25 protein-coding genes and 2 tRNA genes are annotated in these 24,437 nt (G+C 56.1%); 19 read left to right on the forward strand and 8 right to left on the reverse strand.

Annotation, left to right across the window (positions count from 1 at the left end):
- Positions 1-77: 77 nt before the first annotated feature.
- On the reverse strand, positions 78-242 hold the full coding sequence (locus EIEH_RS20140; RefSeq protein WP_015869884.1) for a YdgH/BhsA/McbA family protein: 165 nt from the start codon (positions 240-242) through the stop codon (positions 78-80).
- Positions 243-688: 446 nt separating this feature from the next.
- The gene (argR, locus tag EIEH_RS14070) at positions 689-1,159 is read right to left on the reverse strand and encodes a transcriptional regulator ArgR (protein ID WP_015869886.1); all 471 of its coding nucleotides are present in this window, start codon (positions 1,157-1,159) and stop codon (positions 689-691) included.
- 464 nt (positions 1,160-1,623) lie between these two features.
- Between argR and mdh the strand changes: the two genes are divergently transcribed.
- Positions 1,624-2,562: a malate dehydrogenase gene (gene mdh / locus EIEH_RS14075; protein ID WP_015869887.1), complete on the forward strand. Its 939-nt coding sequence runs from the start codon at positions 1,624-1,626 to the stop codon at positions 2,560-2,562.
- Between the two features lie 102 nt (positions 2,563-2,664).
- On the opposite strand, the gene EIEH_RS14080 is transcribed toward mdh, so the two are convergent.
- Together EIEH_RS14080 and ispB are read right to left on the reverse strand one after the other, a co-directional pair.
- Complete coding sequence (locus EIEH_RS14080; RefSeq protein ID WP_015869888.1) at positions 2,665-2,949, reverse strand: helix-turn-helix domain-containing protein; 285 nt, start codon at positions 2,947-2,949, stop codon at positions 2,665-2,667.
- A 194-nt stretch (positions 2,950-3,143) separates the two neighbouring features.
- On the reverse strand, positions 3,144-4,115 hold the full coding sequence (gene ispB / locus EIEH_RS14085; protein WP_015869889.1) for an octaprenyl diphosphate synthase: 972 nt from the start codon (positions 4,113-4,115) through the stop codon (positions 3,144-3,146).
- A gap of 259 nt (positions 4,116-4,374) precedes the next feature.
- On the opposite strand from ispB, the gene rplU reads away from it, so the two are divergent.
- From rplU to cgtA, 4 genes are all read left to right on the forward strand, one after another.
- Entirely contained in the window at positions 4,375-4,686 is a 312-nt protein-coding gene (gene rplU, locus EIEH_RS14090; protein ID WP_015869890.1) for a 50S ribosomal protein L21, read from the forward strand.
- Between the two features lie 18 nt (positions 4,687-4,704).
- Positions 4,705-4,962 carry a 50S ribosomal protein L27 gene (rpmA, locus tag EIEH_RS14095; protein ID WP_012847264.1) on the forward strand — a complete coding sequence of 86 codons (258 nt, stop codon included), beginning with the start codon at positions 4,705-4,707 and terminating at the stop codon, positions 4,960-4,962.
- Positions 4,963-5,049: 87 nt separating this feature from the next.
- On the forward strand, positions 5,050-5,985 hold the full coding sequence (locus tag EIEH_RS14100) for a DMT family transporter (RefSeq protein WP_035610036.1): 936 nt from the start codon (positions 5,050-5,052) through the stop codon (positions 5,983-5,985).
- A 48-nt stretch (positions 5,986-6,033) separates the two neighbouring features.
- Positions 6,034-7,212, forward strand: coding sequence for an Obg family GTPase CgtA (gene cgtA, locus EIEH_RS14105; RefSeq protein WP_015869892.1), 1,179 nt, complete (start codon positions 6,034-6,036; stop codon positions 7,210-7,212).
- Between the two features lie 49 nt (positions 7,213-7,261).
- Here the strand turns inward: cgtA and pmrB are convergent, their stop codons facing one another.
- Genes pmrB through dacB form a run of 3 tightly spaced genes read right to left on the reverse strand, consistent with a single transcriptional unit; the run spans position 7,262 to position 10,437 of the window.
- The gene (gene pmrB, locus EIEH_RS14110; protein ID WP_015869893.1) at positions 7,262-8,335 is read right to left on the reverse strand and encodes a two-component system sensor histidine kinase PmrB; all 1,074 of its coding nucleotides are present in this window, start codon (positions 8,333-8,335) and stop codon (positions 7,262-7,264) included.
- Positions 8,332-8,994 (reverse strand): two-component system response regulator PmrA, encoded by a 663-nt coding sequence (pmrA, locus tag EIEH_RS14115; protein ID WP_015869894.1) that lies wholly within the window; start codon positions 8,992-8,994, stop codon positions 8,332-8,334. The genes pmrB and pmrA overlap by 4 nt, the downstream gene beginning before the upstream one ends.
- A gap of 9 nt (positions 8,995-9,003) precedes the next feature.
- Complete coding sequence (gene dacB / locus EIEH_RS14120; RefSeq protein ID WP_015869895.1) at positions 9,004-10,437, reverse strand: serine-type D-Ala-D-Ala carboxypeptidase; 1,434 nt, start codon at positions 10,435-10,437, stop codon at positions 9,004-9,006.
- Between the two features lie 248 nt (positions 10,438-10,685).
- Here dacB and greA point away from each other — a divergent pair, with 248 nt between their 5' ends.
- Positions 10,686-11,162 carry a transcription elongation factor GreA gene (gene greA / locus EIEH_RS14125; protein ID WP_015869896.1) on the forward strand — a complete coding sequence of 159 codons (477 nt, stop codon included), beginning with the start codon at positions 10,686-10,688 and terminating at the stop codon, positions 11,160-11,162.
- Positions 11,163-11,302: 140 nt separating this feature from the next.
- Here the strand turns inward: greA and yhbY are convergent, their stop codons facing one another.
- Positions 11,303-11,596 carry a ribosome assembly RNA-binding protein YhbY gene (gene yhbY, locus EIEH_RS14130; RefSeq protein ID WP_015869897.1) on the reverse strand — a complete coding sequence of 98 codons (294 nt, stop codon included), beginning with the start codon at positions 11,594-11,596 and terminating at the stop codon, positions 11,303-11,305.
- Between the two features lie 130 nt (positions 11,597-11,726).
- Between yhbY and rlmE the strand changes: the two genes are divergently transcribed.
- The 13 genes from rlmE (at position 11,727) to rpsO (ending at position 24,199) form a co-directional block, all read left to right on the forward strand.
- On the forward strand, positions 11,727-12,353 hold the full coding sequence (gene rlmE, locus EIEH_RS14135) for a 23S rRNA (uridine(2552)-2'-O)-methyltransferase RlmE (protein WP_015869898.1): 627 nt from the start codon (positions 11,727-11,729) through the stop codon (positions 12,351-12,353).
- A gap of 56 nt (positions 12,354-12,409) precedes the next feature.
- Positions 12,410-14,350: an ATP-dependent zinc metalloprotease FtsH gene (gene ftsH, locus EIEH_RS14140; RefSeq protein ID WP_035610019.1), complete on the forward strand. Its 1,941-nt coding sequence runs from the start codon at positions 12,410-12,412 to the stop codon at positions 14,348-14,350.
- 92 nt (positions 14,351-14,442) lie between these two features.
- The gene (gene folP / locus EIEH_RS14145; RefSeq protein WP_015869900.1) at positions 14,443-15,276 is read left to right on the forward strand and encodes a dihydropteroate synthase; all 834 of its coding nucleotides are present in this window, start codon (positions 14,443-14,445) and stop codon (positions 15,274-15,276) included.
- 7 nt (positions 15,277-15,283) lie between these two features.
- On the forward strand, positions 15,284-16,621 hold the full coding sequence (glmM, locus tag EIEH_RS14150; RefSeq protein ID WP_015869901.1) for a phosphoglucosamine mutase: 1,338 nt from the start codon (positions 15,284-15,286) through the stop codon (positions 16,619-16,621).
- Between the two features lie 186 nt (positions 16,622-16,807).
- Positions 16,808-17,143 (forward strand): preprotein translocase subunit SecG, encoded by a 336-nt coding sequence (gene secG, locus EIEH_RS14155; RefSeq protein ID WP_015869902.1) that lies wholly within the window; start codon positions 16,808-16,810, stop codon positions 17,141-17,143.
- Positions 17,144-17,196: 53 nt separating this feature from the next.
- A tRNA-Leu gene (locus EIEH_RS14160) sits at positions 17,197-17,283 on the forward strand.
- Positions 17,284-17,339: 56 nt separating this feature from the next.
- A tRNA-Met gene (locus tag EIEH_RS14165) sits at positions 17,340-17,416 on the forward strand.
- Between the two features lie 215 nt (positions 17,417-17,631).
- On the forward strand, positions 17,632-18,084 hold the full coding sequence (rimP, locus tag EIEH_RS14170; protein ID WP_071525738.1) for a ribosome maturation factor RimP: 453 nt from the start codon (positions 17,632-17,634) through the stop codon (positions 18,082-18,084).
- Positions 18,085-18,105: 21 nt separating this feature from the next.
- The gene (gene nusA, locus EIEH_RS14175) at positions 18,106-19,593 is read left to right on the forward strand and encodes a transcription termination factor NusA (RefSeq protein ID WP_015869904.1); all 1,488 of its coding nucleotides are present in this window, start codon (positions 18,106-18,108) and stop codon (positions 19,591-19,593) included.
- A 24-nt stretch (positions 19,594-19,617) separates the two neighbouring features.
- Positions 19,618-22,323 carry a translation initiation factor IF-2 gene (gene infB, locus EIEH_RS14180; protein ID WP_015869905.1) on the forward strand — a complete coding sequence of 902 codons (2,706 nt, stop codon included), beginning with the start codon at positions 19,618-19,620 and terminating at the stop codon, positions 22,321-22,323.
- Between the two features lie 97 nt (positions 22,324-22,420).
- Positions 22,421-22,819, forward strand: a complete 399-nt coding sequence (rbfA, locus tag EIEH_RS14185) for a 30S ribosome-binding factor RbfA (protein ID WP_015869906.1) — start codon at positions 22,421-22,423, stop codon at positions 22,817-22,819.
- Positions 22,819-23,781 carry a tRNA pseudouridine(55) synthase TruB gene (truB, locus tag EIEH_RS14190; RefSeq protein ID WP_015869907.1) on the forward strand — a complete coding sequence of 321 codons (963 nt, stop codon included), beginning with the start codon at positions 22,819-22,821 and terminating at the stop codon, positions 23,779-23,781. The genes rbfA and truB overlap by 1 nt, the downstream gene beginning before the upstream one ends.
- Before the next feature lie 148 nt (positions 23,782-23,929).
- Positions 23,930-24,199, forward strand: coding sequence for a 30S ribosomal protein S15 (rpsO, locus tag EIEH_RS14195; RefSeq protein ID WP_005281373.1), 270 nt, complete (start codon positions 23,930-23,932; stop codon positions 24,197-24,199).
- Positions 24,200-24,437 lie beyond the last annotated feature (238 nt).

Here is a 24,437-nt window from a genome sequence, read left to right on the forward strand (position 1 = left end):
AAGCAAAACCGCAGCCTGGGCTGCGGTTTTGCTTATTGAGGGGCTATCCCGGGTTGGCTAGCCCTTCAGGGAGAGGATCAGTGGTAGATCATTGCCGTGGCGTGATAGTTGCCATCGATACGCTTCTCGATAATGCGAAAGGTGCTGGCGCCCTGAGGCTGGGCCTTGGCTGCCAACTGCTGATCGATATCGGCGATGGAACCGCCCAGTTTGCTGACCGTGATTACGCCCATTGGCTGCATGTGGCAGGCCTAGGTTGTCGTAATTTCATTGAGCGGGGGCTGAGCGGTGGAGGCGCCGAATGAAAGGGCGCAAAGAGTGGCCAGTGCGCCGATAGTCGCTTTATTTTTCATCGTGTTATACCTCTGTTGTGACGTGGCGTCGTCGTCAAAAAGTATGATTGACATGTCGCTGTCGAGCATAAATCAATAACTCAATGAATCAATAACGCGCTAACTATTTATTGTGTTATTTTAACGATACGTATGACATTGATAGATCATAATGCGCTAAAAACGGTGCCAAAAAGATACGGTTATATAAAAAGCAATAAATAACAGCGAATTACCAAACTTTGGCGAAAAGTGATATTTACTGAGTGTCAGGCGGTGATGTTTGGTAGAGACTCTGAGAAAAAGCCCGCGGGCGGGCTTTATAATGGCGTGTGGTTTGGGCGTTTGTCGCGTGATTACAGCTCTTGTTCAAACAGCGCCAGAATGGCCGCATAAAGCTGTTCGACGGCAAATCCTTTGGCGGGCGTGGTAAAAATGGTGTCGTCACCGGCGATGGTGCCCAGAATTCCCTCGGATTTACCCAGCGAGTCGAGCAGGCGAGCGATCAGCTGCGCCGCACCGGGGCTGGTATGGATAACCACGATGGCGTCGTTGTGATCGACGTCGAGCACCAGATTCTTCAGCGGGCTGCTGGTGGTTGGTACCCCGAGTTCGGCCGGTAGGCAATAGACCATTTCCATTTTGGCATTACGCGTCCGTACAGCGCCAAATTTGGTCAGCATACGCGATACTTTAGACTGGTTGATACTGTCGAAGCCCAGCTCCTGCAGCGCCTGTACGATCTCTCCCTGAGAGCTGAATTTTTCTTCCTTGAGCAGCGCCTTGAATGCCTTAATCAGGTCTTCTTGTTTGGTCGTGTTTCGCATTCTTCACCGTAAGGTATCTATAGACCCTGTTATTATGCGTATTCGTGAATTTTTATGCAATTTAGTCTGTAAATATCAGTGTCGCTTGCGTATTACCGGCGCAAACGGCGTAAAGCGGCCGGATCATAAAGCCGTAATCGTGTGTGGATCGGGGAAAAAGAGAGCAAACGCACGGAAAGGGTGAATAAAATGTTATTAATATGATGTTGTTGTAATGTAAAGTGCGGCGCTGATGTAATGCCGGTGTAGCCCTACGTAAAGCATGTGCGGATTTTACGCATAAATTATTGCTATATCTTTCATCAATAAGTCATTTTTTTCAGAAACCTTGCAGCAGAGCATGGAATTAGTGTGCCAGCTCGCAATCTGAGTGTTAACAGATTGTTTTTTATAAAGTGATCTACTAATGTGCGCAGTAATGCATTCACGGCATTCTCTATTTAAATAGTAACAAGGAGTATAGAATGAAAGTTGCGGTTCTCGGCGCAGCGGGTGGCATCGGCCAAGCGCTCGCCCTTCTGCTTAAGACTCAGCTGCCTTCAGGTTCAGAACTCTCCCTTTACGATATTGCCCCGGTGACGCCAGGTGTTGCTGTCGATCTCAGCCATATTCCCACGGCAGTCAAGGTGTGCGGTTTCGGCGGTGAGGATGCCTCTCCAGCCTTGGTAGGGGCGGATATCGTGCTGATTTCTGCCGGTGTGGCCCGTAAGCCTGGGATGGATCGTTCCGATCTGTTCAACGTTAACGCTGGTATTATCCGTAATCTGATTGGACAGGTTGCGCGCACCAGCCCGAACGCCTGTATCGGTATCATCACCAACCCGGTGAATACCATGGTGCCGATTGCGGCTGAGGTATTGAAGAAAGCGGGGGTATATAACCCGAACAAACTGTTCGGGGTGACGACGCTGGATATCATCCGCTCCAACACCTTCGTTGGTGAGCTGAAACATCTGGATCCGGCAACGTTGGATATTCCTGTGATTGGCGGTCACTCCGGCGTAACGATCCTGCCGCTGCTCTCTCAGATCCCGGGCGTTAGCCTCAGCGAACGAGAGGTGGCAGAACTGACCAAGCGTATTCAGAACGCCGGCACTGAGGTAGTAGAAGCTAAGGCCGGCGGCGGATCGGCGACGTTGGCCATGGGCCAGGCGGCGGCGCGTTTCGCTCTGTCACTGGTACGGGCTATGCAGGGCGATGAAAATGTTGTGGAGTGTGGCTACGTAGAGAGTGACGGCGAATATGCCCGCTTCTTTGCTCAACCGCTGTTGCTGGGTAAAGCGGGGCTGGTACAGCGCCTAAGTATCGGCACGCTGAGCGCCTTTGAACAGGATGCGTTGGAAAGCATGCTTGAGGTACTGCGTAAAGATATCGCGCTGGGCGAAGACTTTATCAATAAGTAAGTCTGAGTGTGACCCCGTGAAAACCGCAGGCACCGTCGCCTGCGGTTTTTTTGTATCGGTAGGCGAGCGTGGAAGGCTGCGGGGCGGATGAGCGGGCGTGGCTCAGCCCTTTTTGACCGAGGCGACGTTACGGATCAGCCGCTTGCGATCCAGCAGCTCATGGGTGATGGGGTCGTAGTAACGGCTGGGCCAGATCTCGCTGGGATGGATACTCAGCGCCTCGGCGATCAGCCATTCACCTTTGGGCCAAGGGCGAGTCAGAGCATTGGCTAGCGTCGAGCTGGATAGACCGGCGTTACGTGATACCTGGGTGAGCGTCAGCCTGCGCTTGTGCAATGCGGCAATGATCTCTGCCGGGTGCCAGTCTTCCGGGAGCGTTTTTTTCATTGGTGGTTTCCTTATCACTGAAAGTACCTTCATGGCGCCTGCTTAAAAAACTCCTTGGTACTATCTGAAAACCCCGTCTCCTTTTCAATTACTTTCTAACTAATGCGATTAATGGAAATTTAAAATTGTGATGGTAGCTGCAGCGCAACATGTAAAAAAAGCGCCCATAGGCGCTTAGGCTCTGTAGAGCCCGATTAAAAACTGCGGTTGACGGCCAGGTTAGCCAGTCCAATCAGGGCCTGTTTATGAGGGCTGTCCGGCAGTAGCGTCAGGGCTGCGATGGCTTTGTCGGCTTCCTCTTCCGCCCGGCTGCGGGTGTAGTCCAGCGAGCCGGCCTGTTGCATGGTCTCCAGTACCAGCTCCAGCAGATGACGGCCATTGCCCTGCTCGATCGCCTGGCGGATCATCGCGGATCGTTCGGCGGATCCGTGGTGCATGGCGTGCAGCAGCGGCAGGGTCGGTTTTCCCTCATTGAGATCGTCGCCGGTATTTTTGCCCAGCGTCTTGCCATCGGCATCGTAGTCCAGCAGATCGTCGATTAGCTGAAATGCGGTGCCCAGATAGCGTCCGTAGTCTTGTAGGGCCTGCTCCTGCGCAGGATCAGCCCCGGCCAGAATGGCCGAGCATTGCGCTGCCGCCTCGAACAGACGGGCTGTTTTGCTGTAGATCACCTGCATATAATTTTCTTCGCTGATATCTGGGTCATTGACGTTCATCAGCTGCTGTACCTCGCCCTCCGCGATGACGTTGGTGGCCTCCGACATCAGCGCCAGGATGCGCAGTGACTCTAGGCTGGTCATCATCTGAAAGGCGCGGGTATAGATAAAGTCACCGACCAGTACGCTGGCGGCATTGCCGAAAGCTGCGTTGGCGGTGGCTTTACCACGGCGCATATCCGATTCATCCACCACGTCGTCATGCAGCAATGTCGCGGTGTGGATAAACTCGATCAGCGCGGCGATGGTGAGATGGTGATCGCCCTGATAACCGAGGGTTCGTGCGGCCAGTATGGCGATCATAGGGCGAATGCGCTTACCGCCGCCGCTGATGATGTAGTAGCCAAGCTGATTGATAAGCGCGACGTCTGAATTTAACTGGTGAAGAATTTTCGCGTTCACATCCGCCATATCCTGCGCGGTTAACTCAGTAATTTGTTCTAAATTCATCGTTTTATTTCAACTGTGTATGGATGTCCCGTCAGGCGGCAGCCCTTGCCTGGCTGCCATGGGCAGCCAACTATAGTATGATTGTACTTGAAAAATGATTTAGATAAACGGCGGGGAGAAAACTGTGCTTTTTTTCTTCTTTTCTCCTGATTCTACCCTTGTCTTCTGAATGATTTTTGCGTAGAATTCGCGCCCTATTGTGAATATTTATAGCGCGTATCGGACTATGAGCCATGCGTGCGGAAATGCGGAGTTTTATATGTACGCGGTTTTCCAAAGTGGTGGTAAACAACACCGAGTAAGCGAAGGTCAGACCGTTCGCTTGGAAAAGCTGGACATCGCAACTGGTGAGACTGTTGAGTTTGACCAGATTCTGATGGTCGCTAACGGCGAAGACATCAAGATTGGCGTTCCTTTTGTAGCTGGCGGTAAAATTAAGGCTGAAGTTGTTGCTCACGGTCGTGGCGAGAAAGTGAAGATCGTCAAGTTCCGTCGTCGTAAGCATCATCGTAAACAGCAGGGTCATCGTCAGTGGTTCACTGACGTGAAGATCACTGGTATCAGCGCTTAATTTTAGGAGAGCGGATTAATGGCACATAAAAAGGCTGGCGGCTCCAGTCGCAACGGTCGCGATTCCGAAAGCAAACGTCTGGGCGTAAAACGCTTCGGCGGCGAATCAGTTCTGGCAGGCAGCATCATCGTTCGTCAGCGCGGTACTAAGTTCCACGCTGGTAGCAATGTAGGTTGCGGTCGTGACCACACTCTGTTCGCTTTGGCTGACGGTAAAGTTAAGTTCGAAGTTAAAGGCCCGAAAAACCGTAAATTTATCAGCATCGTTGCTGAGTAAGTTTTTCGCGTCCTGAATGATATAAGGCCCCGCAATACTTTGCGGGGCTTTTTTGCGTTATGACGACAGAGAGGGACAGGGATGTCCATGGAGAGTAAACAGAGTGCAGCTCTGGGCATCGCGCTGGCGCTGACGACGGCGATTTTCTGGGGCGCACTGCCGATCGCGATTAAGCAGCTCCTGCCTGACATGGCGCCTGAGACCATAGTTTGGTACCGTTTCTCTATGGCGGCATTAGGGCTGGGCAGTGTGCTGTGCCTGCGTGGCCAACTGCCGCCGCTGCGCGTATTTCGACAGCGGCGTTGGTTACTGTTGCTGTCCGTTGCTACGGTGGGGCTACTGGGGAACTTTATCCTGTTCAGCACCTCGCTACAGTATTTGAGTCCAACCACCTCACAAGTGATCGGACAGCTTTCGCCGGTCGGTCTGATGTTCGCCAGCGTACTGGTACTGAAAGAGCGGATGCGGCCAGCGCAGGTGATTGGCGCTGCGCTGCTGATCGGTGGACTGCTCCTGTTTTTTAATACCAGCCTGGCGGAGATTTTTACCCGTCTAACGGACTACACGCTGGGTGTGTTACTCGGGGTGGCGGCGGCCGGGGTTTGGGTATGCTATGGCATCGGCCAGAAAGTATTATTGCGTCGCCTGGCCTCGCAGCAGATCCTTTGTCTGTTGTATGCTTTATGTGCGATCTGCCTGTGGCCGTTAGCACAACCGGGCCAGATTTATCAGCTGAGTGGCTGGCAGCTACTGTGCCTGCTGTTCTGCGGGATTAATACGCTGGTCGGTTACGGTGCGCTGGCCGAGGCCATGGTGCGCTGGCAGGTGGCGAAAGTGGGGGCTATTGTGACGCTGACCCCGCTGTTTACACTGATGTTTTCTGACATTTTAGCGTTAGCCTGGCCGGAAACCTTTATGACGCCCAGCCTGAATGTGGTGGGGTATATCGGCGCTTTTGTGGTGGTTGCCGGCGCCATGTTTTCTGCGACTGGCCACCGTTGGTGGCCGCGCCAGCGCACATAAACCGGATTGCCAGCGGGCGGTCTGGTCACTGATTTACGGAGACAGTAAATGAAATTTGTAGATGAAGCCGTGATCCACATCGAAGCAGGTGATGGTGGCAATGGCTGCGTCAGCTTCCGCCGCGAAAAGTATATCCCTAAAGGGGGACCGGACGGCGGTGACGGCGGTGACGGCGGTGATGTATACCTGCTGGCTGATGAGAACCTGAACACGCTGATCGACTATCGTTTTGAGAAGTCTTTTCGCGCCGAACGTGGCCAGAACGGCCAGAGCCGTGACTGCACCGGTAAACGTGGCCAGGATGTGACAATTAAGGTCCCGGTCGGCACCCGGATAACGGACGTCGATACCGGTGAGGTGCTGGGCGATATGACGCGCCACCAGCAGAAGTTGATGGTCGGCAAAGGGGGATGGCATGGTCTGGGGAATACCCGCTTTAAATCTTCTGTCAACCGTACGCCGCGCCAGAAAACCAATGGAACGCCGGGTGACAAACGCGATCTGAGCCTGGAGCTGCTGCTGTTGGCCGACGTTGGCATGCTGGGGCTGCCTAATGCCGGTAAGTCCACCTTTATCCGTGCGGTGTCTGCCGCCAAGCCGAAGGTGGCTGATTACCCGTTTACCACGCTGGTGCCAAGCCTGGGCGTCGTGCGCATGGACAGTGAGAAGAGCTTCGTGGTGGCGGATATTCCGGGGCTGATAGAAGGCGCATCGGAAGGTGCCGGTCTGGGGATCCGTTTCTTGCGTCATCTGGAGCGTTGCCGGGTGCTGCTGCACCTGATCGATCTCGCGCCGATCGATGAGTCCGATCCAGTCGAGAATGCCCGGGTGATCATCGGTGAGCTGGAGAAGTATAGCGAGAAGCTGTTTCAGAAGCCGCGCTGGCTGGTGTTCAATAAGGCTGACCTGCTGGCACCGGAAGAGGCGAAGGCGCGCGCTCAGGCTATCGCCGATGCGCTGGGCTGGGAAGGCGAGCACTATCTGATCTCTGCGGCCAATCGCGAAGGGGTGAACGCCTTGTGCTGGGATGTGATGAATTTCCTGGAAGCCCATCCGCGCGAAGCGGAAGTGGAAGAAGAGAAAGAGAAGGCCAAGAAAGCCGAGTTCATGTGGGATGACTACCATCGTGAGCAGCTGGAGCAGGCTGAAGCCGAGTGGGAAGAGGAAGATGATGATGACTGGGATGAAGATGACGACGAAGGCGTCGAAATCATCTATCAGCGTTAATCAATTCGCACGGAATACCGGGGGCTGCCTGTAGGGCAGCCCTTTTTTTTTAACCGAAATCCTGCGGCGTCAGCGGCAGATAGCAGCAGGCGTTGAGTCCTGGTCCCGGGCGGTTATTGCGCAGGGTGAGCTGTCCCTTGTGCAGCTGTAGGATGCGCACCACGATATTCAGCCCCAGGCCGCTGCCGCCGAAACGCCGGTCAAGGCGGTGGAAGGGCTCGGTCAGCTCGCTGGCCCGTGATTCATCGATACCGGGTCCTCTGTCGATGACCTGCAGGATACTGCCGTGCCCGTCTGTGCTCAGCGTAACCCGCAGGAGAATATCGCTGCCCTCGGGGCTGTAGCGGTGGGCATTCTCCACCAGATTACGCAGCATCAGGCGCAGCAGCATCGCATCGCCGTGCATCGGTATCTGTGACGGCGTCTCCAGCCTCAGGTGCTGTCCGCGCAGCGCCAGCATCTCGCACAGCTCGCTGCGCTGAGCGAGCACCACCTCGTTTATCAGCTCCAGCTGTGGATAGTGGCCGCTGGCAAAATTCTGTCCGACACGCGACAGCATCAGCAGCTGCTCGACCGTGTGCATCAGTTGATCGATGCGCTGCACCAGCATAGTGGCTTCCTGTACTCCACTCTGTTCCATGAGCTCAAGGTGCAGGCGTACGCCGGCGAGGGGGGTGCGTAGCTCGTGTGCGGCATCGGCCGTGAACAGACGCTCCTGGCGCAGGGTATGCTGCAGGCGGCTAAACAGGTGGTTGAGGGTACGGGTAATCGAGGTGATCTCCGTCATACTGCTGTCGATATCGATGGGCGTCAGGTTACTGGGCGACCGTTTCTCTAACCGCGCCTGTAGCTGGTTAAGCGGGCGGACTATCCAACTGACGGCCAGCCAGGAAAGCAGCAGCGTAACAGCCATCATCACCAGAGAGGGGATCAGCAGAGCGGCAATGGCTGCGTGGATCTCTTTATCAACCTGCTCCGTGCGTACCTTGGTGCTGAGGGTTTCGTTAACCAGAAAACTTATCTGTTCCCGGCTTTCATGCCATAGCCACAGTGCGCTGACCAATTGGGTGACCAGCAGGATCAGCGCCAGCATAATGAGCAGCGTACGGCGCAGGCTGATCACTGCGTCTTCTCCAGCCGATAGCCGACGCCGCGCAGGGTTTTTATGCGTTTTTTCCCCAGTTTGCGCCGTAGGTTATGGATATGTACCTCCAGCGAGTTGGAGCTGAGTCCATCCTGCCAGGAGTAGAGATCCTGCTGTAGGACTTCACGGTTGATAGTCTGCCCTGCGCGCATCATCAAGCGTGCCAGGATGGCGAACTCTTTTGGGGTGATCTCCAGCGCCTGGCCGCCGCAGGTGACCTGCTGGCTGGAGAGATCCAGATGAATATCATCGACCTGCAGAAAGTTGTTGCACAGCCCCTGCATACGGCGGATCAGGGCGCGGACGCGCGCCAGCAGCTCGGCCAGTGCAAAAGGCTTAACCAGATAGTCATCGGCACCGGCATCCAGCCCATCGACACGATCGCTGACGGTGTCGCGGGCGGTGAGGATTAGCACCGGCGCGTCGATACCTTCGCGCCGCCACTGACGCAGCGCGTTGGCGCCGTCTATGTCGGGCAGCCCCAGATCGAGGATGATCAGGCTGTAGTGGCTGCTCTGCAGCAGTGCACTGGCGCCTACTGCGCTGTCCGCACAGTCATAGGCATAGTTTTCCCGCGCCATCGCCTGGGCCAGCCCCTGCTGGATCAGGGTATCGTCTTCCACGATCAGGATCTTCATATCAGCTCGTCAGTTATTGCGGTAAATGTCGCGGTACAGGCGGCTCTCAAAACGTACCAGCGGCTGACGGCGGGTACGCTGATCTTGTGGCGGAACTGCATAGCCGGACAGGTATTGCACAAAGGCCATACGCTGTCCGCTGGCGGTGGTGATGAAACCGGCCAGGTTATATACCCCTTGCAGTGAGCCGGTCTTGGCGGAAACCTTGCCGTCAACGCCCGCCTCATGTAGACCGCCGCGATACTGCAGCGTTCCATCGTTGCCGGCCAGCGGCAGCATGCTGATGAAGTTCAGCTGGCTGTCATTTTGGGCGATGTACAGCAATACCTCCATCATTGTTGCCGGTGAGATCAGGTTATGGCGCGATAGACCAGATCCGTCGACCACCACGGAGTTACCCAGGTTGACTCCCGCCTTTTTGCGCAGGATCTGACGCACAGCATCGGAGCCGGCACGCCAGGTGCCGGGAACATTAAAATAGCTGTGGCCAATGGTGCGGAAAATGGTATCAGCAATCATGTTATCCGATTTTTTCAACATCACACGCAGCAGATCGTGCAGCGGCGCCGACTGAGTCTGCGCCAGTATGGTGCCCTGTGGGGTGACCTGGGTTTCCCGGCGCAGATGGCCCGCAATATCGATATTGGCCTGCTGCAGCTCGTCTTTGACGATGGCACCGGCGTAGGCTGCTCCGTCCTGTATGGCGAAGGCCAACGGTAGCGGATCGGTGCGTTGGGTCAGGCAGCCGGTCAGGGTATAGCGGTTGAGCTCACCTGGGACGACGTCCAGCTCGCAATAGGGGGCTTCAGCAGAACCGCGCGCCAGAGTTTTAACTTCGCTGAACATGTGCACCGGATAATAGGATGCGACGCGAATAAAAGCGCGATCGCCTGCTTTCGGGGCGCTATACAGTGATATGGAGAAGCAGTTGCGATCGACGATTGCGGCAGCCGGCGGTGCGCTGAAACACTGGGTCAGATCGTTCCATGGCCAGCCGGGGGCTTTATCATGGCTGGCAAATACCGAGGTATCGATGAGAATATCACCGCTGATGCGCGCGATGCCCTGTTTTTTCAGGGAGGCGACCATGTTGCGGATATTCTGGCGGCGCAGCGTTGGGTCACCGTCGAAACGTACGATGAGGTCACCGTTTAGGGTGCCTGCGCTGATCTGTCCACGGGTTTCAAAGGTGGTATTAAAGCGGAAGTCCGGTCCCAGCTGCAGCAACGCCGCCAGCGCCGTGATTACTTTCTGGGTGCTGGCGGGTAGCGCCATTTGCTGACCGTGATAGTCGATGGTCGGCGTGGTTGAGCCGACTTTTTGCACCATCAGCGCCAGATTGGTGCCTTCTGGCAGATATTGGGCATAGTCTTGAACCGGTGTTGCTTGGACGCTGAACACCAGAGCATAGGCCAGTCCACTCAGTAATCGTGAAAATCGCATAGTCCCGCGGAAGCCGATAAGTTAATCGAGTAAGTTCTGTGCCTGTCATACTAAGGCGCAATGTGGGTCAAAGTAAACGATGATACTTCTCTGACTCTAGGCTAGAATGGCCGATAAAAGACAGCATAGTGCCTGACCGGGATCGCCGTTCTGGTCAGGTTTCTTTTGTATGGCACCGTGCCGGATGGACGCCACCCATGCCGAGGCTTTCAGGTGCCGACAAAGCAGATTTCGAGGTGACTAAAACAATGAATCAGATTCCGATGACGTTGCGTGGTGCAGAGAAACTGCGTGAAGAGTTAGATTTTCTGAAGGGAACCCGTCGTCCGCAGATTATTGCGGCTATCGCCGAAGCACGTGAGCATGGCGACCTGAAAGAGAATGCGGAGTACCATGCTGCGCGCGAGCAGCAGGGTTTTTGCGAAGGCCGTATTCAAGAGATCGAAGCCAAACTGTCCAATGCCCAGGTGATTGACGTGACCAAGATGCCCAACAATGGCCGGGTTATCTTCGGGTCGACCGTTAGCGTGGAGAATCTGAATACGGAAGACCAGCAGACCTATCGCATCGTAGGCGACGATGAGGCGGATTTTAAACACAATCTGATTTCGGTTAACTCGCCGATTGCGCGTGGTCTGATCGGGAAAGAAGAGGGGGACGTCGTGACGATCAAAACGCCGGGTGGTGAGGTCGAATACGAAATCCTTAATGTTGAGTATCTCTGATATTTTATTCGTTTTCCCCTCCGTCCGTGCAGCAGAGTGTCCGCCAGTGTAAAGATAGGAAAAGGCCGCACTGCGGCCTTTGCGTTATGCTGAGAAAGCACGTCTTTTTATGTTATATCTTTTCTTTATACGAAAAGAGATTAACGGGGTAAACTGATCTTGCGTTCTTCGCTCGGGCGGTAAATCACCAGGATGTTACCGATCAGCTGAACGTTGTACGCACCGGTTTCACGGACGATGGCGTTGGCGATCAGGGTTTTGGTGTCGCGCTCTTCAGCGGCGATCCTTACCTTGATCAGCTCATGGTGCGCCAGCGCCTGTTCAATTTCTGCGAGCACCCCTTCGGTAAGGCCGTTCGCGCCGAGTTGCACAACAGGCTTCAGCGAATGGGCCAAGCTTTTCAGGTGCTGTTTTTGCTTGTTAGTCAGATTCATCGTCTTTTTTGCTTAGGTTGGGATTGAAAACGGTACATTCTAGCGCCATCTCAGCATTATCACCAAATCGGTCTTGCGCCGCCTCGGTGTTTTCAAAGCAGATGAACCTGTGATTTAGTGAGTATTTAAGATGGGTAAAAAACGTTCGGCCAGTTCGAGTCGCTGGTTACAGGAACATTTTAGCGATAAATATGTGCAGCAGGCACAGAAAAAGGGGCTGCGTTCGCGCGCCTGGTTTAAACTGGACGAGATCCAGGGCACGGATAAGATCTTCCGACCAGGCATGACCGTGGTAGATTTGGGCGCTGCGCCCGGGGGATGGTCACAATATGTGGTCACACAAATCGGCGATAAAGGTCGGGTGATTGCGTGTGATCTTTTACCTATGGATCCTATCGTTGGCGTCGATTTCCTCCAGGGCGATTTTCGTGATGAATTGGTGCTGGCGGCGCTGATGGAGCGAGTGGGTGATGCCAAGGTGCAGGTGGTGATGTCTGACATGGCACCCAATATGAGCGGCACCCCTTCCGTAGATATTCCGCGTGCCATGTATCTGGTTGAATTGGCGTTTGAAATGGCCAAAGATGTTCTGGCACCCGGTGGTAGTTTTGTGGTGAAGGTCTTTCAGGGAGAGGGATTTGACGAGTATCTGGGCCAGATCCGCTCCCTGTTTACGAAGGTGAAGATTCGTAAGCCTGAAGCTTCGCGCGCGCGTTCGCGCGAAGTGTACATCGTAGCGACAGGGCGGAAACTGTAGTACCCTAACGCTGTTTGTTAACACAGTTGTAAAAAGAGGTTAATCCCTTGAGTGACATGGCGAAAAACCTAATTCTCTGGCTGGTCATCGCAGTAGTACTGATGTCGGTTTTCCAGAGCTTTGGGCCCAGCGAATCAAATAGCCGCAGGGTGGACTACTCGACGTTCCTGACCGAGGTTAACCAGGATCAGGTGCGCCAGGTCAGCATTGATGGGCGTGCGATCAACGTTACCAAGAAGGATGGTAATCGTTATACCACCTATATCCCGATTAATGATCCGAAACTGTTGGATTCCCTGTTAACCAAGAATGTAAAAGTGATCGGTGAGCCGCCGGAAGAGCCGAGTCTGCTGACGTCGATCTTTATCTCTTGGTTCCCGATGCTGTTGTTGATCGGGGTGTGGATCTTCTTTATGCGCCAAATGCAGGGCGGCGGCGGAAAAGGCGCCATGTCGTTCGGTAAGAGTAAGGCGCGCATGTTGACGGAAGATCAGATTAAAACCACCTTTGCCGATGTGGCCGGTTGCGATGAGGCCAAAGAAGAGGTCGGCGAGTTGGTGGAGTACCTGCGCGATCCGAGCCGTTTCCAGAAGCTCGGCGGTAAGATCCCGAAAGGTATCCTGATGGTGGGGCCGCCGGGGACAGGTAAGACCCTGCTGGCCAAGGCGATTGCCGGTGAGGCCAAGGTTCCGTTCTTTACCATTTCCGGCTCTGACTTTGTGGAGATGTTCGTCGGCGTTGGCGCCTCGCGTGTACGCGATATGTTCGAACAGGCCAAGAAGGCAGCACCATGCATTATCTTTATCGATGAGATCGACGCCGTAGGTCGCCAGCGTGGTGCTGGCCTGGGCGGCGGCCACGATGAGCGTGAGCAGACCCTGAACCAGATGCTGGTCGAGATGGATGGCTTTGAGGGCAACGAGGGCATCATCGTTATCGCGGCGACCAACCGTCCGGATGTGCTGGACCCGGCGCTGCTGCGTCCTGGTCGCTTTGACCGTCAGGTGGTGGTAGGTCTGCCGGATGTGCGTGGCCGTGAGCAGATCCTGAAGGTGCATATGCGCCGCGTTCCGCTGGCGACTGATATCGACGCGTCGGTTATCGCGCGCGGCACGCCGGGTTTCTCCGGTGCCGATCTGGCTAACCTGGTCAACGAAGCGGCGCTGTTTGCCGCCCGTAACAACAAGCGCGTGGTGTCGATGGTCGAGTTTGAGAAGGCCAAAGATAAGATCATGATGGGGGCGGAGCGCCGTTCCATGGTGATGACCGAAGCGCAAAAAGAGTCGACAGCGTATCACGAAGCCGGACATGCGATAATCGGCCGCCTGGTGCCAGAGCACGATCCGGTACATAAGGTCACCATCATCCCGCGTGGTCGTGCGCTGGGGGTGACCTTCTTCCTGCCGCAGGGCGACTCTATCAGCTACAGCCGCCAGAAGCTGGAGAGCATGATCTCCGTGGCCTACGGCGGTCGTCTGGCGGAGGAGTTGATTTACGGCACTGAGCACGTTTCTACCGGTGCCTCGCAGGACATCAAGCAGGCGACGACCATCGCCCGCAACATGGTGACTCAATGGGGCTTCTCCGAGAAGCTGGGGCCACTGCTGTATGCGGAGGAAGAGGGCGAGGTGTTCCTCGGCCGCTCCGTCGCCAAGACCAAACACATGTCCGATGAGACGGCCCGCATTATCGATCAGGAGGTCAAGGCACTGATCGAGCATAACTATCAGCGTGCCCGCCAGCTGCTGGTCGACAATATGGATATCATGCATGCCATGAAGGATGCGCTGATGAAGTATGAGACCATCGATGCGCCGCAGGTCGATGACCTGATGGCGCGCCGTGAAGTCCGCCCGCCGGCCGGTTGGCTGGACGAGCAGGCCAATCGCCAGGCGCAGGCCCAGCAACCGGTGGTACATACGGAGCCGGTCGCACCGGCCGCGGATAGCGACGCCGCGCGTAGCGATGATGATCGGCATAACGACGGCGAAAAGTGATTACGCCATCGTGAATGGAGACCCCGGCTTGCCCGGGGTTTTTTTTTGCGTTCCAATATCCCCACGGTTTTTCTTTTACACAGGTGCCATTAATGCTGCTTAGGTCACGTGAACTCACCCTGAATCTCAACTATCCCCAGGTGATGGGGATCCTGAACGTCACCCCCGACTCATTCTCTGACGGAGGGCGTCATAATGCGCTGGATGCCGCGTTGCGACACGCGGAGTCGATGATCGTCGCCGGGGCGACCATTATCGATGTGGGCGGTGAGTCAACTCGGCCAGGTGCTGCCGAGGTGAGCGAGGCGGAAGAGCTGGCTCGGGTGGTACCGGTAGTGGAGGCGCTGGCGCAGCGTTTTGAGGTCTGGGTCTCGGTCGATACTTCCAAGGCGGCGGTGATCCGCGCCTGTAGCGCCGCCGGGGCCGATATGATTAACGATGTCCGTTCGCTGAGCGAGCCGGGTGCGCTGGCGGCGGCAGCGGAAAGTGGCCTGCCGATCTGCCTGATGCATATGCAGGGTGAGCCGAAGAGCATGCAGCATAGCCCCCACTACAGCGATGTGGTGGCGGAAGTGGATGCTTACCTCAGCGCGCAGATTGAACGTTGCGTGGCTGCCGGGATCGCCCGGGAGCGATTGTTACTCGATCCCGGCTTTGGCTTCGGTAAGAACTTGACGCACAATTATCGTCTTCTGGCTAACCTGGCGCACTTCCATCACCACGGTCTGCCGCTACTGGTGGGAATGTCGCGTAAGTCTATGGTCGGGCAGCTGCTGAATGTGCCCCCCGCGCAGCGGGTGGCAGGCAGCATCGCCTGTGCCGTGATCGCCGCCATGCAGGGGGCACAGATTATCCGCGTGCACGACGTACGTGAAACGGTTGATGCCATGCGCGTGGTGGAAGCCACGCTTTCAGCAAAGGAATAATAAAGAAATGAGCGAACGTAAATATTTTGGTACTGATGGCATTCGCGGCAAGGTGGGCAGCAGCCCGATCACCCCGGATTTTGTCCTGAAGCTGGGCTGGGCCGCAGGTAAGGTGCTGGCGCGTCACGGTTCACGCAAGATCATCATCGGTAAGGATACCCGTATCTCCGGCTATATGCTGGAATCCGCGCTGGAGGCCGGACTGGCGGCGGCCGGTCTGTCTGCCGCCTTTACCGGGCCGATGCCGACCCCGGCGGTGGCTTACCTGACCCGCACCTTCCGCGCCGAGGCCGGTATCGTTATTTCGGCGTCCCATAACCCGTATTACGATAACGGGATCAAGTTTTTCTCCATCGACGGTACCAAGCTGCCGGATGAGGTCGAGGCCGCGATCGAGGCCGAGCTGGATAAGCCCCTGACCTGCGTGGAGTCCGCCGAGCTGGGCAAGGCGAGCCGTATCGTCGACGCCGCCGGGCGCTACATCGAATTCTGCAAGAGTACCTTCCCCAACGCGCTGAGTCTGAGTGGCCTGAAGATCGTCGCCGACTGCGCCAACGGCGCCACCTATCATATTGCGCCGAACGTGCTGCGCGAGCTGGGTGCGGAAGTGATCACCATCGGCACCTCGCCGGACGGGATGAACATCAACAAAGAGTGCGGGGCGACGGACGTTCGCGCGCTGCAGGCCCGCGTTGTGGCGGAAAACGCCGATCTGGGCATGGCCTTTGACGGCGACGGCGATCGCCTGATCATGGTCGATCACCGCGGCGATAAGGTCGACGGCGATCAGATCCTGTATATCGTGGCGCGCGAGGCTCTGCGCCAGGGTAAGCTGCACGGCGGCGTGGTCGGCACCCTGATGAGCAATATGGGACTGGAGCTGGCGCTGAAGCAGCTGGGGATCCCCTTTGCGCGCGCCAAGGTGGGCGACCGCTATGTGCTGGAGACGATGCAAGAGAAGGGATGGCGCATGGGGGCGGAGAATTCCGGCCATGTCATCATTCTCGATCAGACCACGACCGGCGATGGTATCGTTGCTGGCCTGCAAGTGTTGGCGGCGATGGCGCGTAACCATATGAGCCTGACCGATCTGTGTAGCGGTATGACCCTGCTGCCACAGGTGTTGGTCAACGTCCGTTTCGCCGGACAGTGCGATCCACTGCAGGATACCGCAGTGCAGCACTCCTGCGCTGAGGTCGAGCGGCAGCTGGCCGGGCGAGGCCGGGTGCTGCTGCGTAAATCTGGTACCGAACCGCTGATCCGCGTCATGGTAGAAGGTGAGGATTTGCAACAGGTTACCGATCTGGCGAACACCATTGCCGATGCGGTGAAGGCAGCCAGCTAAGGATGAGCAGGCCGGCAGAAGATCTCTTTTGCCGGTTTTTTGCCCAATCGCGTCGGCGTGGAAAATTTACCCTTGCGCCCTATGACAGCATTGGGTAGTATTCACACCCGCTTCAATGGATGTTTTATCCATGGGTTCGATAGAAGCTTTTGACTGCGGATGGGCCGCAAGGAATCAGGTACGACTATGTATGAAGCTCTTTTGGTAATTTTCCTGCTGATATCTGTGGCGCTGATCGCCCTGATTATGCTGCAGCAGGGTAAAGGTGCTGACATGGGCGCTTCATTCGGCGCAGGCGCTTCAGCGACGCTGTTTGGCTCTAGCGGTACCGGTAACTTTATGACCCGTACTACGGGTATCTTAGCCACACTGTTTTTCGTGCTGAGCCTGGTGCTGGGCAACCTGAGCGGTCATCAGAGTAAACAAGGCAGTGAGTGGGATAATCTGGGTCAGCCTATGAAGACTGAACAGCCTGCGAAACCGGCAGTGCCGGCTACGCCGAGCAGCGATATTCCGAACTGATCGTACCCACAGAGAGTTTTGCCATGACACTTCAAGTGTCGTGGTGCCAAAATGCCGAGGTGGTGGAATTGGTAGACACGCTACCTTGAGGTGGTAGTGCCCAATAGGGCTTACGGGTTCAAGTCCCGTCCTCGGTACCAATCCTAGATATGTTGTTTTTTCTACGTTGTTAGAGTAGAATTCGCCACGATTCGGACGCGGGGTGGAGCAGCTTGGTAGCTCGTCGGGCTCATAACCCGAAGGTCGTCGGTTCAAATCCGGCCCCCGCAACCAATTTCCTTCAGTATCTGTTTTCAAATATACTGTTATCGCATAGCCTCGGGCCGCGAAGTATCATTTGAAAAATATACTTGCGAGACTGGCTTCGAATCCCGCCTGGCGGTATATAGGGTCCAGTTGCATAAAGCCCCGATTATTCGGGGTTTTTTGTTATCTGACAACAGAATCACTGGGCTATAAGGCCCTTTTTTTATGTCTTGGGGGTGGGCTTGTCCACATTAGAGCAAAAGTTAACAGAGATGATTACGGCGCCAGTAGAAGCCCTGGGCTTTGAGCTGGTTGGTATTGAGTTCATCCGTGGTCGCCATTCAACGCTGCGAATCTATATCGATAGTGAAGAAGGCATCACTGTTGATAATTGTGCTGATGTTAGCCACCAGGTCAGCGCCGTTCTTGACGTAGAAGATCCGATTTCAGTCGCCTATTACCTGGAAGTCTCCTCACCGGGGATGGAGCGCCCCCTGTTTATCGCTGAACATTACACCCGTTTTCTGAATGAGGAAGTGACGCTGGTACTGCGGATGGCGATGCAGAACCGCCGGAAGTGGCAGGGTATCATCAAGGCAGTAGACGGCGAGATGATTACGGTCACGGTTGATGGCAAAGATGAAGTGTTCGCGCTGAGCAATGTCCAGAAAGCGAACCTGGTACCCCACTTTTAACGTTCGGATGAGGCAACTAGGATGAATAAAGAGATTCTGGCTGTTGTGGAGGCCGTTTCCAACGAAAAGGCGCTGCCGCGCGAGAAGATTTTTGAAGCGCTGGAGACTGCGCTGGCCACGGCCACCAAGAAAAAATATGAGCAGGAAATCGATGTGCGTGTTGCCATCGATCGTAAATCCGGTGACTTTGATACCTTCCGCCGCTGGCTGATCGTTGAAGAAGTGACCCAGCCGACCCGTGAAATTACGCTGGATGCAGCGCGTTTTGAAGATCCTGCGCTGGATCTGGGCGACTATGTAGAAGATCAGATCGAATCAGTGACCTTTGACCGTATCACCACCCAGACCGCCAAGCAGGTTATCGTGCAGAAAGTGCGCGAGGCCGAGCGTGCGATGGTGGTTGATGCTTTCCGCGAACACGAAGGTGAAATCGTCACCGGCGTGGTCAAGAAAGTTAATCGTGATAGCATCTCCCTGGATCTGGGCAACAACGCGGAAGCCGTGATTGGTCGCGAAGACATGCTGCCGCGTGAAAACTTCCGCCCGGGCGACCGTATTCGCGGTGTGCTGTATGCCGTACGTCCGGAGGCCCGCGGTGCACAGTTGTTTGTTACCCGCTCCCGTCCGGAGATGCTGATTGAACTTTTCCGCATCGAAGTGCCTGAGATCGGTGAAGAGGTGATCGAAATTAAGGGCGCCGCGCGCGATCCGGGTTCCCGGGCCAAGATTGCCGTGAAGACCAATGACAAGCGTATCGATCCGGTCGGCGCCTGCGTTGGTATGCGTGGTGCGCGCGTGCAGGCCGTATCCAGCGAGCTGGGCGGTGAGCGTATCGATATCGTGCTGTGGGATGATAATCCGGCACAGTTCGTCATTAACGCCATGGCGCCTGCCGACGTTGCATCCATCGTGGTGGATGAAGATAAACACACCATGGATATCGCCGTAGAAGCCTCCAACCTGGCCCAGGCCATCGGCCGTAACGGTCAGAACGTCCGCCTGGCATCTCAGTTGAGTGGCTGGGAGCTGAACGTGATGACGGCGGAGGATCTGCAGGCCAAGCATCAGGCGGAAGCCCATGCGGCTATCGATACCTTCACTAAGCATCTGGATATCGATGAAGAGTTTGCCACGCTGCTGGTCGAGGAAGGCTTCTCCTCGCTGGAAGAGTTGGCCTATGTGCCGGAACGCGAGCTGTTGTCCATTGACGGTCTGGATGAAGATACCGTTGAGGTGCTGCGTACTCGTGCCAAGAATGCGTTGACGACGTTGGCGCTGGCGCAGGAAGAGAGCCTGGGCGACAACAAACCGGCGGATGATCTGCTCAATCTGCCGGGTATGGAACGCAGCGTGGCCTTTAAGCTGGCCGCACGCGGTGTATGCACGCTGGAAGATCTTGCCGAGCAGGGTGTCGACGACCTGACTGATATTGAAGGCCTGAACAATGAACAGGCGGGCGAGCTAATTATGGCTGCGCGTAATATCTGTTGGTTTGGCGATAGTGAATAATGAACTGTAGCAGGAAGGAACAGCATGGCAGAAGTAACGGTAAAATCACTGGCAGCAGAGATCCAAACTTCGGTTGAGCGCCTGGTACAGCAGCTGGCTGATGCAGGTATCAATAAATCACCCGACGACTCTGTGAGCCCCCAGGAACGTGAAGCGCTGCTGGCTCATTTAAACCGTGAGCACGGCGGATCTTCCGATAAACTGACGCTGCAGCGTAAAACCCGCAGCACGCTAAGTGTCCCGGGTACCGGCGGCAAAAGCAAGTCAGTGCAGATTGAAGTCCGTAAAAAGCGCACCTATGTGAAGAGCGACGCAGCGGCCCAGCAGGCGGAAGCCGAAGCTTTGGCGAAGCGCGAAGCAGAAGAACAGGTGAAACGCGAGGCAGAAGAGCAGACACAACGTGATATGGCCGAACTGGCCAAGCGTGAAGCTGCAGAGCAGGCCAAGCGTCAACAAGAAGAACAAGCCAAACGTGAGGCCGCTGAAAAAGCTAAGCGTGAAGCAGCGGAAAAAGAAAAAGTGACTAACCAACATATCGACGAAAAAACTAAAGCTGCGCAGGCGGAAAAGGCCAAGCGCGAAGCTGAAGCCGCTGAACTGAAACGCAAGGCTGAAGAAGAAGCGCGCCGTAAGCTGGAAGAAGACGCCCGTAAGGTGGCTGAAGAAGCCCGCCGTATGGCCGAAGCTAACGAAGGCAAGTGGACTGAAAACGCCAGCGAAGAAGACAACAGCGATTACCACGTGACTACCTCTCATCACGCTCGTGAAGCGGAAGATGAGAACGATCGCCAGGTTGAAGGCGATCGTCGTGCGCGCGGTCGCGGTGGCAAAGCGGCCAAGCAGAAAAAAGGCAGCAAGCTGTCTGAGTCTAAGGCCGACCGCGAAGAGGCCCGTGCGGTTAATCGCGGTGGTAAAGGTGGTAAGCGCAAGCCTAGCTCGCTGCAGCAGGGTTTTACCAAACCGGCCCAGGCGGTCAACCGTGACGTGGTGATCGGTGAAACTATTACCGTGGCCGAACTGGCCAACAAGATGGCGGTGAAAGGCTCTCAGGTTATCAAGGCGATGATGAAGATGGGCGCGATGGCGACCATTAACCAGGTTATCGATCAAGAAACCGCTCAGTTGGTTGCTGAAGATATGGGTCATAAAGTGATCCTGCGCCGGGAGAACGAGCTGGAAGAGGCGGTGCTGAGCGATCGTGATACTGGCGCTGCGGCTGAGCCGCGTGCACCGGTTGTGACCATTATGGGCCACGTTGACCACGGTAAAACCTCTCTGTTGGACTACATTCGTTCCACCAAGGTAGCCGCGGGCGAAGCTGGTGGTATTACCCAGCACATCGGTGCCTATCACGTACAGACCGATAACGGCATGATCACCTTCCTGGATACCCCGGGGCATGCTGCGTTTACCGCAATGCGTGCACGCGGCGCCCAGGCGACCGATATCGTTGTTCTGGTGGTGGCTGCCGATGACGGTGTGATGCCGCAGACCATCGAGGCTGTCCAGCATGCCAAGGCCGCCGGCGTTCCGCTGGTGGTGGCGGTGAACAAGATCGATAAGCCGGAAGCTGACCCGGATCGCGTGAAGAATGAGCTGTCTCAGTACGGCGTTATGCCTGAAGAGTGGGGCGGTGAAGCTCAGTTCGTCCACGTATCTGCCAAGGCGGGTACCGGGATCGATGAGCTGTTGGACGCCATCCTGCTGCAGGCTGAGGTACTGGAGCTGAAAGCGGTACGCAATGGCATGGCCAGCGGCGTGGTGATCGAGTCCTTCCTGGATAAGGGCCGTGGTCCGGTGGCGACGGTGCTGGTACGTGAAGGTACCCTGAACAAGGGCGATATCGTTCTGTGTGGCTTTGAGTATGGCCGCGTGCGCGCCATGCGTGACGAGCTGGGCCGTGAAATCACGGAAGCCGGTCCGTCCATTCCGGTTGAGATCCTCGGGATGTCCGGTGTGCCGGCCGCCGGTGATGAAGCGACCGTAGTGCGTGACGAGAAGAAAGCCCGCGAAGTGGCGCTGTACCGTCAGGGCAAGTTCCGCGAAGTGAAGCTGGCGCGTCAGCAGAAAGCTAAGCTGGAGAACATGTTCTCCAACATGGTGGAAGGCGAAGTGTCCGAGCTGAATATCGTGCTGAAAGCCGACGTTCAGGGCTCTGTCGAGGCGATAGCCGACTCTCTGCGCAAGCTGTCTACCGACGAAGTGAAAGTGAAGATCGTGGGCTCCGGCGTCGGTGGTATCACCGAAACCGACGCGACCCTGGCGGCGGCGTCCAACGCCATTCTGCTGGGCTTCAACGTCCGTGCCGACGCCTCTGCCCGCCGCGTAGTGGAAGCCGAGAACCTGGATCTACGCTACTACTCCGTGATCTATGATCTGATCGATGAAGTCAAGCAGGCGATGAGCGGTATGCTGGCGCCGGAGTACAAGCAGGAAATCATCGGTCTGGCCGAAGTTCGCGATGTGTTCAAGTCACCGAAGTTTGGCGCGATCGCTGGCTGTATGGTGACCGAGGGCGTGGTCAAGCGTCACAGCCCGATCCGTGTTCTGCGCGAGAACGTGGTTATCTACGAAGGCGAGCTGGAATCCCTGCGTCGCTTCAAGGATGACGTCAACGAAGTGCGTAACGGCATGGAGTGCGGTATCGGTGTGAAAAACTACAACGATGTCCGTCCGGGCGACGTGATCGAAGTCTTCGAGACCATCGAAGTGAAACGCACTATCGACTAAGCCTGTCGCACCGCCCGGGGCGGGCGGTGGATACGCGTTACAACCGCATATGCTAATCGGGGGGCTCAGGCCCCCCTGTTTGTCTGGAGAAACTATCATGGCAAGAGAATTTAGCCGTACTCAGCGCGTGGCGCAGGAGATGCAGAAAGAGATCGCCATTATCCTGCAGCGTGAGGTCAAAGATCCGCGGGTTGGTATGGCGACGGTATCCGGCGTCGAAGTTTCACGCGATCTGGCCTATGCCAAGGTGTTTGTCACCTTTTTGAATGACGGTGAGCCGGAGACGGTAAAATCCGGTCTGAAGGCGCTGCAGGATGCGTCCGGTTTTATCCGCATGCTGCTGGGGAAAGCGATGCGTCTGCGCGTGGTGCCGGAGTTGACGTTTGCCTATGACGCCTCGCTGGTTGAGGGGATGCGCATGTCTAATCTGGTGAGCAACGTGGTGAAAGACGATGCGGCGCGCCGGAGCGCCGCCGATCGCGATGAGGAGGCGTAATGTCTCGACCCCGTCGCCGCGGCCGTGATATTAATGGCGTCCTGCTGCTGGATAAAGGGCAGGGGATCTCCTCTAACGATGTGCTGCAGAAGGTAAAGCGCATCTATAATGCCAACAAGGCGGGGCATACCGGTGCGCTGGATCCGCTGGCGACCGGAATGCTGCCGATTTGCCTGGGTGAGGCGACCAAGTTTTCTCAGTTTTTGCTGGATGCCGACAAGCGCTATCGTGTCATCGCCCGCCTGGGCCAGCGTACCGATACTTCCGACGCCGATGGTCAGGTGGTGTGTGAGCGACCGCTGACCTTCAGCGAGGCCGAGCTGGCGCAGGCGCTGGCGGGGTTCCGCGGCCCTGGTCGCCAGGTGCCCTCCATGTACTCGGCGCTCAAGTACCAGGGGCGTCCACTGTACGAATATGCCCGTCAGGGGATCGACGTGCCGCGCGAATCGCGTGAGATCACGGTGTTTGAGCTGCGCTTTATCCGCTGGGAAGGGGATGAGCTGGAGCTGGAGATCCACTGCTCCAAGGGCACCTATATTCGCACCATTATCGACGATCTGGGCGAAGTGCTCGGTTGCGGCGCGCACGTTATCTATCTGCGGCGCCTGCAGGTTTCCGGCTATCCGAGCGAGCGGATGGTCACGCTGGAGCAGCTGCAGGTGCTGCTGGCGCAGGCGCAGCAGCAAGAGCGCGATCCGCGTTTGCTGCTCGATCCGCTGCTGCTGCCGATGGATACGGCCGCCGCGCACCTGCCGGAGGTAAACCTGTCGGAGATCGTCGCTGGCTATGTACAGCTGGGACAGTCGGTACAGACGCCGAATCTACCGCAAAGCGGCATGGTACGCATCAGCGTCGGGGAGCCACACCGCTTTATCGGCGTTGGCGAAGTGGACGAGCAGGGGCGCCTGGCGCCGCGCCGTATGGTGGTGACATCGCGCCTCTCCGAGGACGATCCTGCCTGAGATTTGCGGCGTGCCAACCGCGCTCAGAATCGGCTGATTTCTTGCCAATGGGCGGGGTGCAGAGTAGAATAACGCGGCTTATACATTGGGTTGCTGAATTAGAGATCGGCGCCCGTTTTTTTAAACTTTTCAAATTTGGAGTTCTATAATGTCTCTAAGCGTTGAAGCGAAAGCTAAAATCGTTGCTGAGTTCGGTCGTGATGCCAACGACAGCGGTTCCACCGAAGTGCAGGTTGCACTGCTGACCGCGCAGATTAACCACCTGCAGGGCCACTTTGCTGAGCATAAAAAAGATCACCACAGCCGTCGTGGTCTGCTGCGCATGGTTTCCCAGCGTCGTAAGCTGCTGGACTACCTGAAGCGTAAAGATGTAGCACGTTACTCCAGCCTGATCGAGCGTCTGGGTCTGCGTCGCTAATCTAACGATTTTCTGAAGCAAAGGGGCCAATGTTGGCCCCTTTCTTCTAGGAAGCAACGGCAAATCAGGTTAATGTATTGTCGTTGCAGATAAAAGGGTATAGCTGGGTCTTGTTACAGAGGTTCGCGCGACTAATGCAAGCCGCCATCTGGGACGGCTTGCATTAGTCGCGAGAATGTAGCAACGCCTCCGGTTATATAAAAGGCACCGCTCCGCAGGGGCGGTGCGCGATTGATAC

This window comes from Edwardsiella ictaluri ATCC 33202 (genome assembly GCF_000264785.1).
GTDB lineage: Bacteria > Pseudomonadota > Gammaproteobacteria > Enterobacterales > Enterobacteriaceae > Edwardsiella > Edwardsiella ictaluri.